The sequence below is a fragment of the Paenibacillus sp. RC73 genome (assembly GCF_044908085.1).
In the GTDB taxonomy this organism is placed as follows: Bacteria; Bacillota; Bacilli; order Paenibacillales; family Paenibacillaceae; genus Paenibacillus; species Paenibacillus terrae_A.
Window position 1 is genome coordinate 282323 of record NZ_JBIYCV010000004.1, and the last position, 14634, is coordinate 296956.

Genomic DNA, 14634 nt, shown 5'->3' on the forward strand with positions numbered 1-14634 from the left:
GCGAAGTTTAGAGGAGGACGTGTTTTGCAACCAAAACAGCTCACCTTATTTCGTTTAACCTTGCCTATTTTTCTGGATGCCTTCTTTCATATCGTATTAGGTAATGTCGATACATTAATGCTATCCCATTACTCGGAACAGGCTGTAGCCGCTGTAGGCATTTCATCGCAAGTTTTTGCCATGTTTATTATTATTCTTGAATTTATGGCGATGGGCTCGGGCATTCTTATTGCTCAAATGCTGGGAGCCGGACATCGTGACAGGGCTTCCCATATCGCCAACTCTTCCGTTTATTTGAACAGCCTGATCGGCGCAGTCCTTATTTTTGTACTTTTTTTCTCGGCGCCTTTCGTGTTCAAGCTGTTCAATCTTTCGACAGAGGCGTACCAGTTCGGCGTTCATTACACACAAATTGTGAGTGTTTCTCTTCTTTTTGAGGCCATCCTTATTTGCATCAGCACGATAATGAGAAATTATGGATTCGCCAAGGAGCCCATGTTTGTCGTAGTAGGTATGAACGTGATTCACGTGCTGGGCAACAGCATCGCATTGTTCGGCTTCCTGGGCATTCCGCCAACCGGACTTACGGGAGTCGCTGTCAGCACATGCGCCAGCCGGCTGCTCGCCATGGTTTGCATGATCTATTTGTACAAACGCAAGCTGAAGCTGAAATCCGACCGCAGTCATTTTATCGAAGATTCCAAAGCGATCGTTAAGGTGGGCATACCAACGGCCGGGGAGCGGTTGTCCTACGATTCTTCACAAATTCTAATCACGTATTTTGTCACCTTTTTCGGAGTTGTCGCGATCACGACCAAAGTCATCACTTATAACATTATGCTGCTGATCATGATTTTCTCCTATTCCATGGGACAGGCCACGCAAATCATCGTAGGTCATCTCGTTGGGGCGAAAGAACATCAAAAAGCTTATGGACAAGCCATGTTAAGCCTGAAAATTTCAACGCTCGTGTCGCTGGTGATCGCTCTTGTGTGTTTTTTCACATCCGAGCATTTGCTTGCTTTGTTTACGTCAAACCGGGATATTATTGAAACCGGCAAAGTGCTCCTGGCGCTGTCGATATTGCTGGAACCGGGCAGAGCGTTCAACTTTGTTCTGAGCAGCTCGTTAAAAGCTTCCGGTGACATCCGGTTTCCGACGGTTCTCGGCGTCATCAGCATGTGGGGACTTTGCGTACCAGCAGCGTTTATCATGGGCAACGTACTTGGTTTCGGTTTAAAAGGAGTATGGCTGGCCTTCATTTTGGACGAGTGGCTGAGAGGACTCATTTTCCTCTATCGCTGGAAAAGAAAAGGCTGGATAACGAAAGGTTTGGTCGCCACAGAAGATAAAGAAATATTAGGGTCATCAAAGGAAAAGGAGATGAGTGTATGAGCAGAAACAAATATTTACTTTTTGGCGGGGGAGGTTTTATAGGCTCGACCATCGCGGAACAGCTTGTGCAGGACCACGAGGTCACGATTGTGGATGCGGTTCCTTTTACACAGACAGTTGCCTACCAAAAGGGGTTGACCAATGTCACCTACTTGCAAGTCAACGCTACTGACCGTTCAAAAGTGTTGGAACTGGGAGAAGATTACGACTACATCGTGCATGCGGTAGCCATTTTGGGGATTAGCAAAGTCGCTCAGGAGTCTATCCTCACGATCAATACCAATTATTTAAGTTGCCTGTATGCGCTTGAGTTGGCGAACAAGCAACATCATCTCAAAAAATTTCTTACCTTCAGTACGAGCGAGGTATACGGCCAGCACACGATTGCTGCGAAGGAAAGCGATGACTTTACCGTCGGAACTCCGGAAACGGCCCGATGGTGCTATGCGTCCAGCAAGGTGCTAAGCGAGCATTTGACTTACGCCTATAATCGGGAGTACGGCATTCCAACGATTGTAATTCGTCCTTTTAACATATATGGGGAATACCGTTTGGGAACAAATGCCATAACGAATCTGGTCATGAAAGCACTGAAAAATGAAGATTTAATCATTAGCGGAACCGGAGAACAGACCAGAGTGTGGTGCCACATCAACGACTTTGTTTCCGGTGTCATCGGGGCTCTGCATTCCGAGTACCAGGGAGAGTCCTTTAATCTCGGAAATCCAAATGAACAATGCAGCATCAAGGACTTGGCACATCGAATAGTGGCTTTAACTCAATCCAAATCGAAAATTGTTATATCCGGTTCCAGCGAGCCTGACGTGCTGCAGCGGACGGTCGATATTTCCAAAGCTCAAAGCTGTCTTGGATATCAGCCTGTCACTTCGCTTGAAGAGGGATTGAAAAAATATATTGCTTGGGCAATCAAGACGTTAACCTTGGAAAAACCGGGGGTATCGCGATGACAGAACGAAATGTCTTCGGCTTGTCCTTTTACGCCAAATACGGTGAGCAACTTCAACCGGATTACGCGGATTTGTTTGGCAAAGTAGAGGCGGCGATTTTCAATCGCGAAGATTTGCTCGATCCCATTTGGGATTCCGTTTGGGCGAATACCAGAAGAGCCGTTGACTGGTTCGGCGGCAGAAACACCAGCTTTCATTTCCCCGTGAACCATAGCAACATCGTTACCGATCCTTTCGTGAAATCGCGTCTTATTGAAACTTTGCAGAGGTCGGAGCAGCTCGGCATCCCTCATGTGGTCGTCCATGCCAATCAGCTTTATTTATTGGAAGAATGGAAGCATCAGAACATGGACGAATTGAGGGCAGGATTTCTGGATTGCTTGCAGGATGTCATCTATCAGGCCGGGAGCAGCGTTTCGGTATGCCTGGAAAATTTGCCGCCTATCGGAAATTTGTACGATGACGCCGATCCCGTCTTTATATTTACAAAAGATTTTCAAGATATACAGATCGGCAAAATGTTTTTCACATGGGATATTTGCCATTATTTTAACACGGTGTATACGATGAATTTCGCCCGCACCCATCCTGAATTTCAAGGCATGCTTCCCAGCTATTCGCCTTGTGACTATATGGATTTCAAAACCATGATAAGCAAAATCAAGCATTGGCACTTTTCTGCGTTTAATCAAATCGCGAATCCTATTACGCAATCCTCCTGCCGGGAAGGCGTTCTTCCCTGGGAAAGCTGTGTGGACGAAAGCTTGTATGCGGAAGCGTTAACCTTGATCCATGAGGACGCGGTGCGGGAAAATAAAGCCATCATTTTTGAAATTTCGGAGAAAGACTACACCCGGCGCACTCATGTCCTTCAAATGCTCGAATGGGCAAAAAAGGTCGTAAAGGAGCATTCCCTTTCATGAGCGTCTCTTCCATTGATTACGTGTATGAGCGTGTCCTTGAGCTTGGCTCGCGGTTAATTCGTTTGCATCCGACCTACTCAAGACCATCGGCCCAAAAGGAAGCCCAGCTTTTGATTCAGCAGGCGCTGGAGCAAGAAGGCTGGACAACCTATATGGATGTGTTCACGGTATCGGAGCTGAGAAGCAGGGATCTGATGCGGCATCCTTGGGAATACAACAGCTTTTATAAAGATGGTCTCGAAATGATCAAGCACAATTTGTATGCTGTTGCCGACTCGGGCCGTCCGGGGCCAACGTTGATTTTAAACGGGCATATTGATGTAGACATTTTGAATAGCAGCGCAGACGCAGATGACTTGCCCTGGAACACCAAAGGGGACATAGTTGGAGGAAAGCTGCAAGGCCGGGGCGCCACAGATATGCTGATCGGGCTTAGCAGTTTGGTTTATGCGCTCAGCTTATGCAAAGAACGATTCACGAAAGGAAAGCTTATCTTTACTTCTGTCGTAGACGAGGAAATCGGAGGCAACGGCTCGATACGAGCTTGCGAATGGCTCAAGGACAACGGTTATGCGCCTGCTAGGCAAGAACCGATAGAAGTAGTCATTGCTGAACCTACAAACACGACAATCTGCACTTCTTCTCTTGGTTTTCTTCCCTTCAAACTTCACATTCAATCCAGAAGCATACACATGAATGCCCAGCAGCACAACCAAATTGCCGAGATCGCCTCGCTTCTCCATGCTATTAATACCTTCAAAGGAGAGCATGAGGGGTTGAACTTGAATATCGGCATCATTACCGGCGGAACCGACCCCAGCCTTCCTGTTCAGGATCTGCACATGGAAGGAGTCATCGCCAGTGACAGCAGGTACACGATCAGAGCGATCAAAGAAGCTTTTGAACAAGCGGTTTTGACTTATACCGTCCAATATCCAAATTTGGTTATCGAGCCTATGGAAAGCCATGGCATGAAGTTTGGAAAGGCACTTGAACAAGAAGTATTTCCAAGCTCATGCGATGCATCTGTTTTTCAATATTTCGGATACCAAACAGTAATTTTTGGTCCGGGACGGCTGGCTCAAGCCCACACCGAGGATGAATATATCGACCTGGACGATGTCAAAAGCTACATTCAAAGCCTGAAAGAGCTTTTAATCGACTTTTTCGGATAAGCAGAGGAGGGGCTGCGATGAATACCGATTTTACGCCTCCGCAAACAAGCAAATGCTTGTTGTATCCATCGGAATACCGGTATGTTCCTGTTTCTTATTGCGCTCTGTCCAATCTCAAGGGGGACAGCAAGCAAGTCATCTCTCAATTACGCGATGAAATAGCGGCTGTTTTTGACATCGGGGATTCATCGCAAATTTATTTATTCGACAGCGCTTCTTCGGCCATTATCGCGTTATTGGCCACTCTAAAAGCTTTTAGCAAAATCAAAAAAGTGTATGTGCCTTCGTTTTCGTGCACAGAATTGGCTGATTCGGTCATATCAGCGGGACTTGCGCTTTGCGTTTATGACATTACAGACGATTTCAGGCCGAGTCACGATTTCGTGCGTTCTTTATTCAACGAGGAAGAGGCCGTTCTGATCCTTCCCGCATTATTTGGTTCGCGCCCCGTGGAAGCGGAGCTCATGAACCTGATTGATCAATTAATAATGCCTATCATTTTTGACGAGGCGCAGTCGTTTCCCATGCCGCCTCAATATAGGGGGACAGCTTTGAACAGCTATTTTTCCGTCATTTCATTCGGCAAATCCAAGCCTCTCTCATCCATTGGCGGCGGAGCGCTCATTGTTCATCGTCCGGACTCGAACGTCATGTTCAAGGAATTCGAGCCAGAGGAAGGGGATATCCGGCAAGGGGACTGGCTTCCACATCTCGCATCCGCCGTACGCCGCCAACTAAGCAGGTATGCCTGGGGGCGGAAAGCGATCGGGTTTCAATATCGATATACCAATTTGGAAGCCCTGCACAGCGCTCAGCAATTCCATGTGCGCGAGCCGCAATGGATTACCTTGCTTCAAGCCCGAATGGCGCTTATGCGTTTGCGGACCTTTCAAGCCTACAAGCAGCGTCAGGACATGCATGTGGCGCGCCTGCTCAATACTTTGGAACGTACATTCGGGAAACCATCGTTGCAATTTGTTCTCAAACGAGATCGTCAATGCTTGCTTCCCATACGCGTGCCCAATCATAAAAGAAAGGCCATTGGCATTTATTTGGGTCAAAGGGGGGCACAAACTACATTTTATTACTATCCTCTTCACAAAATGGAGCGGTACAGGCAGTTGTTTCAACTGCAAGAGTGTGGTAATTCCGAGCGTATTTTCGGCGAAATTTTATTGCTGCCGGTCCATGCAGACTCGTCCCCTCGCCATATTAATAAACTGGAAAGGATCATTCGCCAATTTTATGAGCACACAACAGATACTTAGTCCACGGACGCCATTCATTGAGTCCGGCTTTGCGAAACTGGTCGGCAAATACCTGGATTTTGAGTATGTGCCGCTTGATATTCATTGGGACGGTCAAACTTATGCGATCTCCTTGTATAAAAACACCAGAACCGGCTCATATCAAATCGGCGCAGTAGGATATGGAGGAATTGTTCCTTTTCCGCATGAATTCCGTACTTTTCGCCAAATTGTTGATCTCATTTCAAAGCGGCACGGAAGCATCGCCCAAATCACCCTTCCCCCGATCGGGGAAAATGTACTCGCTTGGGAGTTTGCCGATATGGGTTTCAGGCAAGAAGTTCTGGAAACTTATATTTTAGATTTAACAGCCTATCGGGAGCAGAAGGAAATGCTCTTTAAAGGGAGAGTACGGACGGATATCCGGTTCGCCGAGAAGTCGGGCGTTTATGTGAAAACGTGTGATTCCGAACAAGAGCTGCTGCAGTTCTACGACATTTACAAGTCGACCATGGAACGCGTGCAAGCGAGTTATGTAACGCCTTATACGCTTATAAGCGAATTGACCCGGCATTCGCCTGACGCCCGTTTGTATGTGGCTCTCAACGATAAGCATCGCGTTATTGCCGGTAGCTTCTTCCTACAAAATGAGGAAAATGTATTTTATTGGATCAATGCTTCCGATAGTGAATTTAGAAATTTGCGGGCCAACTATCTGATTCTGAAACAGGCCATTGATGACACCTATGAGACGAAGTCTTACTTAAATTTCGGTTATTCTCATAATCCCAATATTGCCAATTCCAAGCTTGGCTGGGGGTGTCAAATTCAAAAATATATCCGATTAACAAAGGAGCTGCTCAAATGAAATCTATTTACTTCATCCCTTCCAACCGCAACATTGAAAGATGTCTGACCAGCTACATCAAGGAGATCGCATTTGCCCAAAAAGAGTACGGGATTCAAATTCCGGTTGTGGTTCCGGAAACGAACGACAAGGATTTTGTCGCGCATAACAAGCATGTCATCGACCAACTTCAAAAGGAGTACCCGGGGACGGAAATCTTGCATTTGACCACGGACAAGCAAGAAGTCTATTTCAATCTTTTGCTGGAAGCTGAGGATCCTCAGTTCAAAAGGGTGTTTTTGGCGCAGCATACGGACTATGGAAATTGCATGAACAAACTGTTTTTGATGACCTGCTCGCTGGGCGGAGACGCGCTGCATCGTAGAGATTCGGATACTAGGCTTATTTTTGACGAATTAGATGCCAAGGAGCTGTATCCAATCGAAATTGAATTGGAGTATTTAGGTAAAAAAGTTTCGGAATGCAGCAATATTACGATTCATACCGACGATACTTCTGTTGTGAACCGGGAGATTTGGGTAGTAGGCAGTAATTATTACGGGGAATGGAATTTGGATGTGCGGGATTTTGCGCGCGTTTCATTCGATCCAATCTATAAATTATATGAACTGCTCGGATTCCCGAAAGAGAGCGTCAAAGAAATTTGCGATACGGCCTTCCAGCTTGACCAGCACTTCGCCCAGACCGAAAAGCTGACCCTTGTCACGTCGGTGAATGACGGCTTAAATCCGGATTGCGGTAATGTCGCCGTCTATAAGCTGCATGAAAAGCTTCCCAATTTGCCTGGCCGCAATACAGCAGCGGCGGACTATTTCGCTTTTGACACTGCAACGGCACTCGGCATTCCATCAGTCCATCATACAAGAGAAGTGTTCCATGAATATAAAAAAGATGAATTCCAGCTGCAAAATAAAATGAAATATTGGGAAGGTGTCTCCAAGTTTGCGGATTACTTCAACTCTTACATGAGCATCTATAACAACGATCTGAATACGACATTCGGCCCCGATCGTCAGGAACTCATTTCCAATGACATCATCCAAGGGATAAAGTCATATGTTTCCGGCTTTTCAAAGGCTGACATCGGGGAGCGTATTGAACGTATCAACCGTATTGCCAATGAGGTGCTGATTCCTTTCAATGAACAGTACGCCCAGGTTGGTTCGTATATTGTGGATCACTCCGACCAGCTTGTCAAAGAGGCCAATGAAGAATATGAATTTCATGTCAAACTGATCGAAAGGTGGGGGGATTTGATCCAGCGAGCCAAAGAGATTGATTTACGCAAAATCATCGGCCAAAGTTCAGTTGTCAACAAGTAATTTATTGATTGCAAAACCTTGGGAATTACCATTATTTGATGAAAAGGGTGGTTAACATGAGTCTTGAGGAGAAAATATTTAACTTTAAAGTGAATATCTCGGTGATTGGTTTAGGATATGTCGGGCTGCCTTTAGCATTGAACCTGGCAGATGTCGGTTACCGGGTAACTGGAATCGATTTGTCGGCATCCAAGGTGGATATGCTTGGCAGAGGGGAGTCTTACATCAGAGATATTCCGAATGAAGTTCTCTGGAAGGTGAAGCAGACCGGAAGGTTTCATGCAAGCAATGATTTCTCTTTCATCCAACACTCCGATGTCATCATAGCTTGTGTTCCGACCCCTTTAAATGAATATGCCGAGCCTGATTTATCAGCGATCTATTCCGTTGTTGAGCATTTGCAATCATATATGAAAAAAGAAAGCTTGATTATTTTGGAAAGCACCACATATCCCGGCTGCACAGAGGAAATCATACAGGCGCGTCTCGAAGCAACGGGATTGCAAGCAGGGAGAGACTTCTACTTATGCTTCTCTTCCGAACGGATTGATCCTAGCAACAAGCATTATACGCTCGACAATACACCTAAAATTGTTGGCGGCACCACTCCGCAGTGCTCCAAAATTGCTTCGGAAATGTATAAGAAAATATGCAAAGAAGTGATCACTGTTTCTTCGCCTAAAGTGGCCGAATTTTCAAAATTGCTAGAGAATACATTTCGAAGTGTCAACATTGCCTTTATTAACGAAATAGCTATGATGAGTGAAAAAATGGGGGTTGACGTGTGGGAGGTTATTAATGCCGCATCCACCAAACCATTCGGTTTCATGCCTTTTTTCCCTGGCCCCGGAATAGGAGGACATTGCATCCCGCTCGACCCTATGTATTTGTCATGGAAAGCCAAGTACTATAAATTTTTCAGCAGATTCATTGACCTGGCCAATGTTATTAACAATAGCATGCCTGACTATGTTGTGAAAAAGCTTCACAAATTGCTTAACAAACGGTCCCTTCCTATCAATAAGAGTAAAATTTTGATTTTAGGGGTTGCTTACAAGCCGGAAGTTAACGACTACAGGGAATCGCCGGCATTGGAGTTGATCAGGTTGCTACTCGCTGAAGGAGCTCTTATCGATTTTTACGATCCTTACGTGGATCGCATCACACTTCAGGATGGACATACGATGTTTTCAGTAGCGTATGACCTAAAAGCGTTTAAACAATACGAATGCTACATTTTGGTTACTGCGCACAAGTCATTCCATTATCGGGAATTGAAAGACTTGAATGTACCGATTTTTGATACTCGAGATGCGTTCCGCTCATTTGATGATGCACATATTTACAAGCTAGGATCCGGCTTGGAAAACGAAACAAACTATGACGCTCAAGGAAAATGGATAGAGAAAGTGAGTTCAGTCCAAGTGTAATATAACCGAGTGAAAAGGGTGAACATTCGTGATTCAAGCAAGTGTCATCATGCCAACCTATAATAAAGCAGAATATTTAGAGTTAACGCTGGCTTCTTTCTCCGGCCAACAACATAATAATTTTGAAATTATTATTATTGATGATGGAAGTACAGATCACACGGCAAAGGTTGTCCAAAAATATAAAAATAAATTGAATATTCAATATTTACTCCAGCAAAACCAAGGCAGATCCCGGGCAAGAAATGTAGGATTGCAACTATCTAAAGGAGATATTATCGTTTTTAACGACGATGATCGCATCGTACCGCCAGATTTCATCGCCAGTCACATTAAGAGGCTATTATCGGAAACTGAAAAGACGATCGTGATCGGCTGGAAAAAAAATATCCTATCGATTTTCAAGCAGCATTTGCCGTTTAGCTCGCAAGAAATTGTGGCGCTAGTTCGTAAAAATCCGGAATTTGCTGCTATAGCGGACGGGGCGGAGCCAGGGGGTTCTATTCCTTTTCTAACCGAAGCGGATTTGAATCCATACGATCAGGCTATCCTTGAGCGATATACGACAATGGATGGATACGATAGTTTCCCGGACTTTTTTGCGGAATATGGCGACGATCTGAAAGATTTTCAACTGAAATGGATTGTAGGCACAACAGCGAACATGTCGCTGCGACGTTCTTTTCTTTACGAGGTCGGCTTGTTTGATGAGCAGTACAAAGGGTGGGGGATGGAAGACACCGATCTGTCTTATCGCCTCTACAAAGCCGGCGGCGACTTCTGTTTTACTCCGCATATTGTCAACCTGCATCAATTGCACCCGAGAGGAAGCACGTTCGCAGCGGAGAAAGATTTCCGAAGAAATTCTTTATACTTTTGCCATAAACACAAGAGCTTGGAGGCCTATCTGTTTTACCGCTGGACGCATCAGGAAATAGAAATGAAGACGGCCAACAACATGCTCAAACTGGCAAAAAGCGATGCGTCGCTAGCAGAAGAACTGACGTTTCTTTACGAGAAATTGTTTTTCTCGAACGTTGGATCTTTCCCGCAATGAATCCGATAAGCACGGTTAATGGAAAGCAAGTACATTAGAAAAGGATGATTTTGGACATGATCAAGAAAGCCATCATACCGGCAGCTGGGCTTGGAACACGGTTTCTACCGGCCACCAAGGCGCAGCCGAAAGAGATGCTTCCCATTGTCGACAAACCGACTATTCAATATATAGTGGAAGAAGCCATCGCTTCAGGCATTGAAGACATAATGATTGTTACAGGCAGAAACAAAAGGGCGATTGAGGATCATTTTGACCGCTCTGTAGAACTGGAAATGGCTCTGCAAAAAAAGAGGAATTGCTGAAAATCGTAAAAAGCATTTCGAAAATGGCGGATATTCATTATATCCGCCAAAAGGAACCGCTTGGATTAGGACATGCGATTAGCTGCGCCAGGAAGTTTGTCGGCAACGAGCCATTCGCGGTTTTACTCGGGGACGATATTATTGAAAGCGAAGTTCCCTGTTTGAAGCAGCTGATTCAAGTGTATGAACATGAGAGAAAGTCTGTCGTTGGCGTACAGAAAGTGGACTGGAGCGATACTCACAAATACGGCATTGTAGCGCCAGGAGCGCAAACCGGAAATCAAATCGGAGTGCTAAATTTGGTGGAAAAGCCAAAACAAAACGCGCCGTCTAATTTGGCCATTATGGGACGGTATATATTAGATCCAAAAATATTTACTTATTTGATGGACACTTTGCCAGGGGCCGACGGCGAAATTCAACTGACGGACGCTTTATGCGGCATAGCTTATGATCAGGGCCTGATCGCTGTACAATTCGAAGGCAAAAGATACGATGTCGGCGACAAATTTGGTTTCCTGCAGGCGACAGTAGATTTTGCGCTAAAAAACAAAGATTTACATGCGAAATTTAAACAATATTTGATGGAACTCAGCAGGGAATTCACACATATATCTTGAGTTGAAAAAAGAATGGCTAAACAACTAGTAGATCGCTCCGGAAATAACGTTTATGACGAGTTATTTTTCCAGGCCATATGTCCAGCGAAAAGGTAACGGGTTTTGGTTAACTTCCTGAAGGTACAGTTCAATGCGTTGCTTCAATTCATCCTTAGACTTAACGCGAAAATGACGAAGCACTTGTCGGGTCATTTTGGCAAAAAAGCTTTCAATGACATTCAACCAGGAACCATGTTTAGGGGTAAAGACAAGCTCGAAACGTTCCGGACGAGTCGCCAGATACGCATTGGTTTCTTTTGAAATATGTGCAGAATGATTGTCTAAAATGATTTGAATACGCAACTCCGGGCTGTAGTACGCATCCAGATTTTGGAGAAAATTAATAAATTCGCGACTGCGATGTCGTTCTTCGACTGAGCTAATGACTTCGCCTGTAACCAAATCAATACCAGCAAGCAGACTCAGCGTACCGTGTCGTTTGTATTCGGAATCGCGACGGATTGTGGCGTGCTCTCCAGGGACAGGCGGCAAATCTTCAGCGGTATTGCCAATCGCCTGAATAGGACAAGTACACGTCGCAGAGCGGTTTCAACTCTTCATTCTCCAAAATGTATTCCACTTGTTGGTATACACACAGCACTTCGGCACATTTGACGTCAAAGTCGGGATCCCTGCGCTCTAAGTAATAACGAACCTTGTGCGGCTGAAGATCATGCGCGCGTGTCTGAAAATTATCTATTGCCTCCAAGAAGAACATATGGCATAATTTTACAGATGCGAAATCACGAGGAGGCCTGTAACAGGATGCTAAGACGCCACGAAATTCAAGATGCGGACTGGGAACGAATTCAAGATCTACTGCCACCCGAAAATAGAGGCGAAGGCAGACCCTCGAAGCCTAATCGAGTCGTGATAAATGGAATTATTTGTAAAAACAAGAACAGGCGCTCCTTGGCGTGATTTGCCTGAACGTTTTGGTCCTTGGAAAACCGTATATTCCCGGTTTCGTTTATGGAGTAAAGATGACCTTTTTCAAAAGGTATTTGAGTCCTTAGCCAGCGATGGGGACTTGCAGGATGTATCCCTTGATAGTACCTCCTGTAAAGTTCATCAGCATATTAAATGATGTAGTTGAGTTCGTGAGTGGTTCGCCGCAATTTAGGATTAAAGAAGGATTTGATGATAAAGCACCATTGTACACCTATTACGGACAACCAGATATTGAAGATGATTTGGTTGGTATTGATTCGAATAGTAGTGACAGCAAACAAGTGCGAACCTCAACTACGGCATCAAATGAGCGTGGGTTGTCAATTCCTTGGGCATCTGGTCCATCAGGCCAATCACTTTCAAGTGTGTCAGCATTAGACAGGGTCATGTTATTTAATGAAACACCATGCATCATCAGATTCATACGAGCAAAGTTGTAGGTTGTCGTATTTTTTTCTTGACCAAAAAATTTAATCGCCCCGGGTTTATCTCCGCCAGGCAGCTGACCTTGAACCGTTAACAGCAATGACCCCGACCCACAAGTCGGGTCATATACCGAGAAAGTAGATAGGTCAGAAAGATTGTGATGCCACCGAAGCTCGTGGCATTTTGCAAGGAAAATTCGGTCTTGATTTTACGGATAGATGTGGTAGACTTCACCTACAAGGTGCTCCTCTCTCTGGATGATGTTGTTCTGATAAACACCATTCTACCAGAGATTCGGAGCCCTTTTCACGTTTTCAGAGGATTGTACTTTCGAAATTCGGGTTTAAATCAAGTTTAGTTCTGACATTCCGCACTCTTGAGTAATTATTCAATGGATTTTTTTGTTTTATGCACTATTATTACTTAATAAGGTATAATTATAAAAATAAAACAGGAATAAAAATGAATTTTAGGGTTTTTTGTGGGATTTCTATGCATAAAACTTAAATACTCACTAATTCTTATGCAAGGGTGCGGAATGTGAGTTAGTTTGCAAAAAGCGTAGGAATTTCTCAAGGGAACCTGAGTGAAATTAAAGGCTTATTGAAGTTTTTAGAAATCTGGATGGTTATGGGTTATGATAAGAAGGAGATAATTGAGTTTATTCAGGTGAAAATTAAGTTGAAGTTTGGAGGGATTACTGAGTGAGTTACCATTTTTTAAAGATTGAACATGAACAGGATAAAAAGAAATTTATGCCTTTGCTGCTGATGGCCGATGAATCAGAAGTGAAGATTATGGAATATCTGGGGGAGTGTGAGCTGTTTTACCTCGTCGATTCATCCGATGAAATAGTAGGCGTTATTGTGTTGTTGCAATTAGATAAGAATTCAATAGAAATTAAAAATATTTCCATTTCTCCGGAGCACCGGGGGAAAGGATTAGGCAAACTGCTAGTCAGAAAAGCGCTGACCGTATACCGGGAACGAGGGATCAGGCAGTATGTTGTGGGAACGGCGAATTCCAGTATCGATAATCTCGCGTTTTACCAAAAACTCGGATTTCGTATATACGATATCAAAAAAGACTTTTTTCTGAACTATCCGTCGGAGATTTGGGAAAACGGCATCAGGGCAATGGACATGATTATGCTAGAAAAGCGAGAAACGGATTTGTAAGCGAATCAACGCATTATCGCGCTAAATGTATGGCTACGCGGAGCGGCAATACAAGGATTAACATCCGATTCAGCTTTTTGCGTCAGGAGAATGGGTGGGATTTTTTTCCTCTTGTATCTATATAAACATTAAAGTTGGCCCCTCATTAAAAATAGATGTTTGATTCATTACCATAGAGTCTAGTTGACCAAGAGAAAAGACGTTATTTTACAAAAAAACCACTAAAAGGTTGTGAACAACTCCTTCCGTGTGACCGCCTGGCCTTTTTTCGGCGGTCGGCCACGTCCCGGCTTTTTCGCAGGGGGCGTTCGTAGGCGATGACGTTCGATTTAGCTTTCGTCACCAGGCGCATGCGGGTTTCGGAAGCGAGTTGGCACGCATTCTTCGGATTTTTGGGGTCCAGCTTTTCATTCCGCTTTCCTTTCTCGCGTGGTTTACGAATGGGCCGTTGGTTACGTCCGGTCTTATGGGGACGATGGGAGAGCCAGAGACGGCGGAAGAAATCGTAGAATGTACCAATACCCGGCGTGTCGTCTTTCGGAAATCCGCTGAGGATGGCGTAGACAGGTATGGTTCGCAGTTTGTAGACCCAATCGTCTATGCTTACGACTTGCAGCTTGTGCATGAGTAGCAAACTGCGCAAAAGATCGGCGGGATCGCGGGGCTTACGCCCCCTAGGATTTGCCGAATACCGATGTACCAGTTGGTAAGAAAATTACGCTTGTATCAC

Annotated in this window: 15 protein-coding genes and 1 pseudogene; 13 read left to right on the top strand and 3 right to left on the bottom strand. The window is 44.7% G+C overall.

Annotation, left to right across the window (positions count from 1 at the left end; all coding sequences use genetic code 11):
• Positions 1 to 24 precede the first annotated feature (24 nt).
• From ABH897_RS11265 to galU, 10 genes and pseudogenes are all read left to right on the top strand, one after another.
• On the top strand, positions 25 to 1395 hold the full coding sequence (locus ABH897_RS11265; protein ID WP_404591928.1) for an MATE family efflux transporter: 1371 nt from the start codon (positions 25 to 27) through the stop codon (positions 1393 to 1395).
• Complete coding sequence (locus ABH897_RS11270; protein ID WP_404591930.1) at positions 1392 to 2363, top strand: NAD-dependent epimerase/dehydratase family protein; 972 nt, start codon at positions 1392 to 1394, stop codon at positions 2361 to 2363. Before ABH897_RS11265 ends, ABH897_RS11270 begins: the two co-directional genes overlap by 4 nt.
• Positions 2360 to 3286, top strand: a complete 927-nt coding sequence (locus ABH897_RS11275; RefSeq protein ID WP_404591932.1) for a hypothetical protein — start codon at positions 2360 to 2362, stop codon at positions 3284 to 3286. The genes ABH897_RS11270 and ABH897_RS11275 overlap by 4 nt, the downstream gene beginning before the upstream one ends.
• Complete coding sequence (locus ABH897_RS11280) at positions 3283 to 4461, top strand: M20 family metallopeptidase (RefSeq protein WP_404591934.1); 1179 nt, start codon at positions 3283 to 3285, stop codon at positions 4459 to 4461. The genes ABH897_RS11275 and ABH897_RS11280 overlap by 4 nt, the downstream gene beginning before the upstream one ends.
• A 17-nt stretch (positions 4462 to 4478) precedes the next feature.
• The gene (locus tag ABH897_RS11285) at positions 4479 to 5729 is read left to right on the top strand and encodes a DegT/DnrJ/EryC1/StrS family aminotransferase (RefSeq protein ID WP_404591936.1); all 1251 of its coding nucleotides are present in this window, start codon (positions 4479 to 4481) and stop codon (positions 5727 to 5729) included.
• On the top strand, positions 5707 to 6576 hold the full coding sequence (locus ABH897_RS11290; protein ID WP_404591938.1) for a peptidoglycan bridge formation glycyltransferase FemA/FemB family protein: 870 nt from the start codon (positions 5707 to 5709) through the stop codon (positions 6574 to 6576). Before ABH897_RS11285 ends, ABH897_RS11290 begins: the two co-directional genes overlap by 23 nt.
• A complete protein-coding gene (locus tag ABH897_RS11295) occupies positions 6573 to 7898 on the top strand; it encodes a DUF6271 family protein (protein WP_404591940.1) in 1326 nt (441 codons plus the stop codon). The genes ABH897_RS11290 and ABH897_RS11295 overlap by 4 nt, the downstream gene beginning before the upstream one ends.
• 56 nt (positions 7899 to 7954) lie before the next feature.
• On the top strand, positions 7955 to 9328 hold the full coding sequence (locus ABH897_RS11300; RefSeq protein ID WP_404591942.1) for a nucleotide sugar dehydrogenase: 1374 nt from the start codon (positions 7955 to 7957) through the stop codon (positions 9326 to 9328).
• Between the two features lie 28 nt (positions 9329 to 9356).
• Positions 9357 to 10385 (top strand): glycosyltransferase family 2 protein, encoded by a 1029-nt coding sequence (locus ABH897_RS11305; protein ID WP_404591944.1) that lies wholly within the window; start codon positions 9357 to 9359, stop codon positions 10383 to 10385.
• 56 nt (positions 10386 to 10441) lie between these two features.
• A pseudogene (gene galU, locus ABH897_RS11310) lies at positions 10442 to 11310 on the top strand (UTP--glucose-1-phosphate uridylyltransferase GalU).
• A 60-nt stretch (positions 11311 to 11370) separates the two neighbouring features.
• Here galU and ABH897_RS11315 read toward each other — a convergent pair.
• A complete protein-coding gene (locus ABH897_RS11315) occupies positions 11371 to 11841 on the bottom strand; it encodes an IS630 family transposase (protein WP_404591946.1) in 471 nt (156 codons plus the stop codon).
• Positions 11842 to 11845: 4 nt separating this feature from the next.
• Positions 11846 to 12058 (bottom strand): hypothetical protein, encoded by a 213-nt coding sequence (locus ABH897_RS11320; protein WP_404591948.1) that lies wholly within the window; start codon positions 12056 to 12058, stop codon positions 11846 to 11848.
• A 168-nt stretch (positions 12059 to 12226) separates the two neighbouring features.
• On the opposite strand from ABH897_RS11320, the gene ABH897_RS11325 reads away from it, so the two are divergent.
• Complete coding sequence (locus tag ABH897_RS11325) at positions 12227 to 12436, top strand: transposase (protein WP_404591950.1); 210 nt, start codon at positions 12227 to 12229, stop codon at positions 12434 to 12436.
• Positions 12437 to 12514: 78 nt separating this feature from the next.
• Here the strand turns inward: ABH897_RS11325 and ABH897_RS11330 are convergent, their stop codons facing one another.
• Positions 12515 to 12826 carry an N-6 DNA methylase gene (locus ABH897_RS11330; RefSeq protein ID WP_404591952.1) on the bottom strand — a complete coding sequence of 104 codons (312 nt, stop codon included), beginning with the start codon at positions 12824 to 12826 and terminating at the stop codon, positions 12515 to 12517.
• Between the two features lie 604 nt (positions 12827 to 13430).
• Here ABH897_RS11330 and ABH897_RS11335 point away from each other — a divergent pair.
• Both ABH897_RS11335 and ABH897_RS11340 read left to right on the top strand, forming a co-directional pair.
• Entirely contained in the window at positions 13431 to 13904 is a 474-nt protein-coding gene (locus ABH897_RS11335) for a GNAT family N-acetyltransferase (protein ID WP_404591954.1), read from the top strand.
• Between the two features lie 370 nt (positions 13905 to 14274).
• Entirely contained in the window at positions 14275 to 14535 is a 261-nt protein-coding gene (locus tag ABH897_RS11340) for a hypothetical protein (protein ID WP_404591956.1), read from the top strand.
• The last annotated feature ends 99 nt before the right edge of the window (positions 14536 to 14634 follow it).

Coding starts and splice junctions, on each gene's coding strand:
- ABH897_RS11285 (WP_404591936.1), top strand. CDS start 4,479: ATGAATACCGATTTTACGCCTCCGCAAACAAGCAAATGCTTGTTGTAT.
- ABH897_RS11295 (WP_404591940.1), top strand. CDS start 6,573: ATGAAATCTATTTACTTCATCCCTTCCAACCGCAACATTGAAAGATGT.
- ABH897_RS11290 (WP_404591938.1), top strand. CDS start 5,707: ATGAGCACACAACAGATACTTAGTCCACGGACGCCATTCATTGAGTCC.
- ABH897_RS11325 (WP_404591950.1), top strand. CDS start 12,227: ATGGAATTATTTGTAAAAACAAGAACAGGCGCTCCTTGGCGTGATTTG.
- ABH897_RS11280 (WP_404591934.1), top strand. CDS start 3,283: ATGAGCGTCTCTTCCATTGATTACGTGTATGAGCGTGTCCTTGAGCTT.
- ABH897_RS11300 (WP_404591942.1), top strand. CDS start 7,955: ATGAGTCTTGAGGAGAAAATATTTAACTTTAAAGTGAATATCTCGGTG.
- ABH897_RS11275 (WP_404591932.1), top strand. CDS start 2,360: ATGACAGAACGAAATGTCTTCGGCTTGTCCTTTTACGCCAAATACGGT.
- ABH897_RS11270 (WP_404591930.1), top strand. CDS start 1,392: ATGAGCAGAAACAAATATTTACTTTTTGGCGGGGGAGGTTTTATAGGC.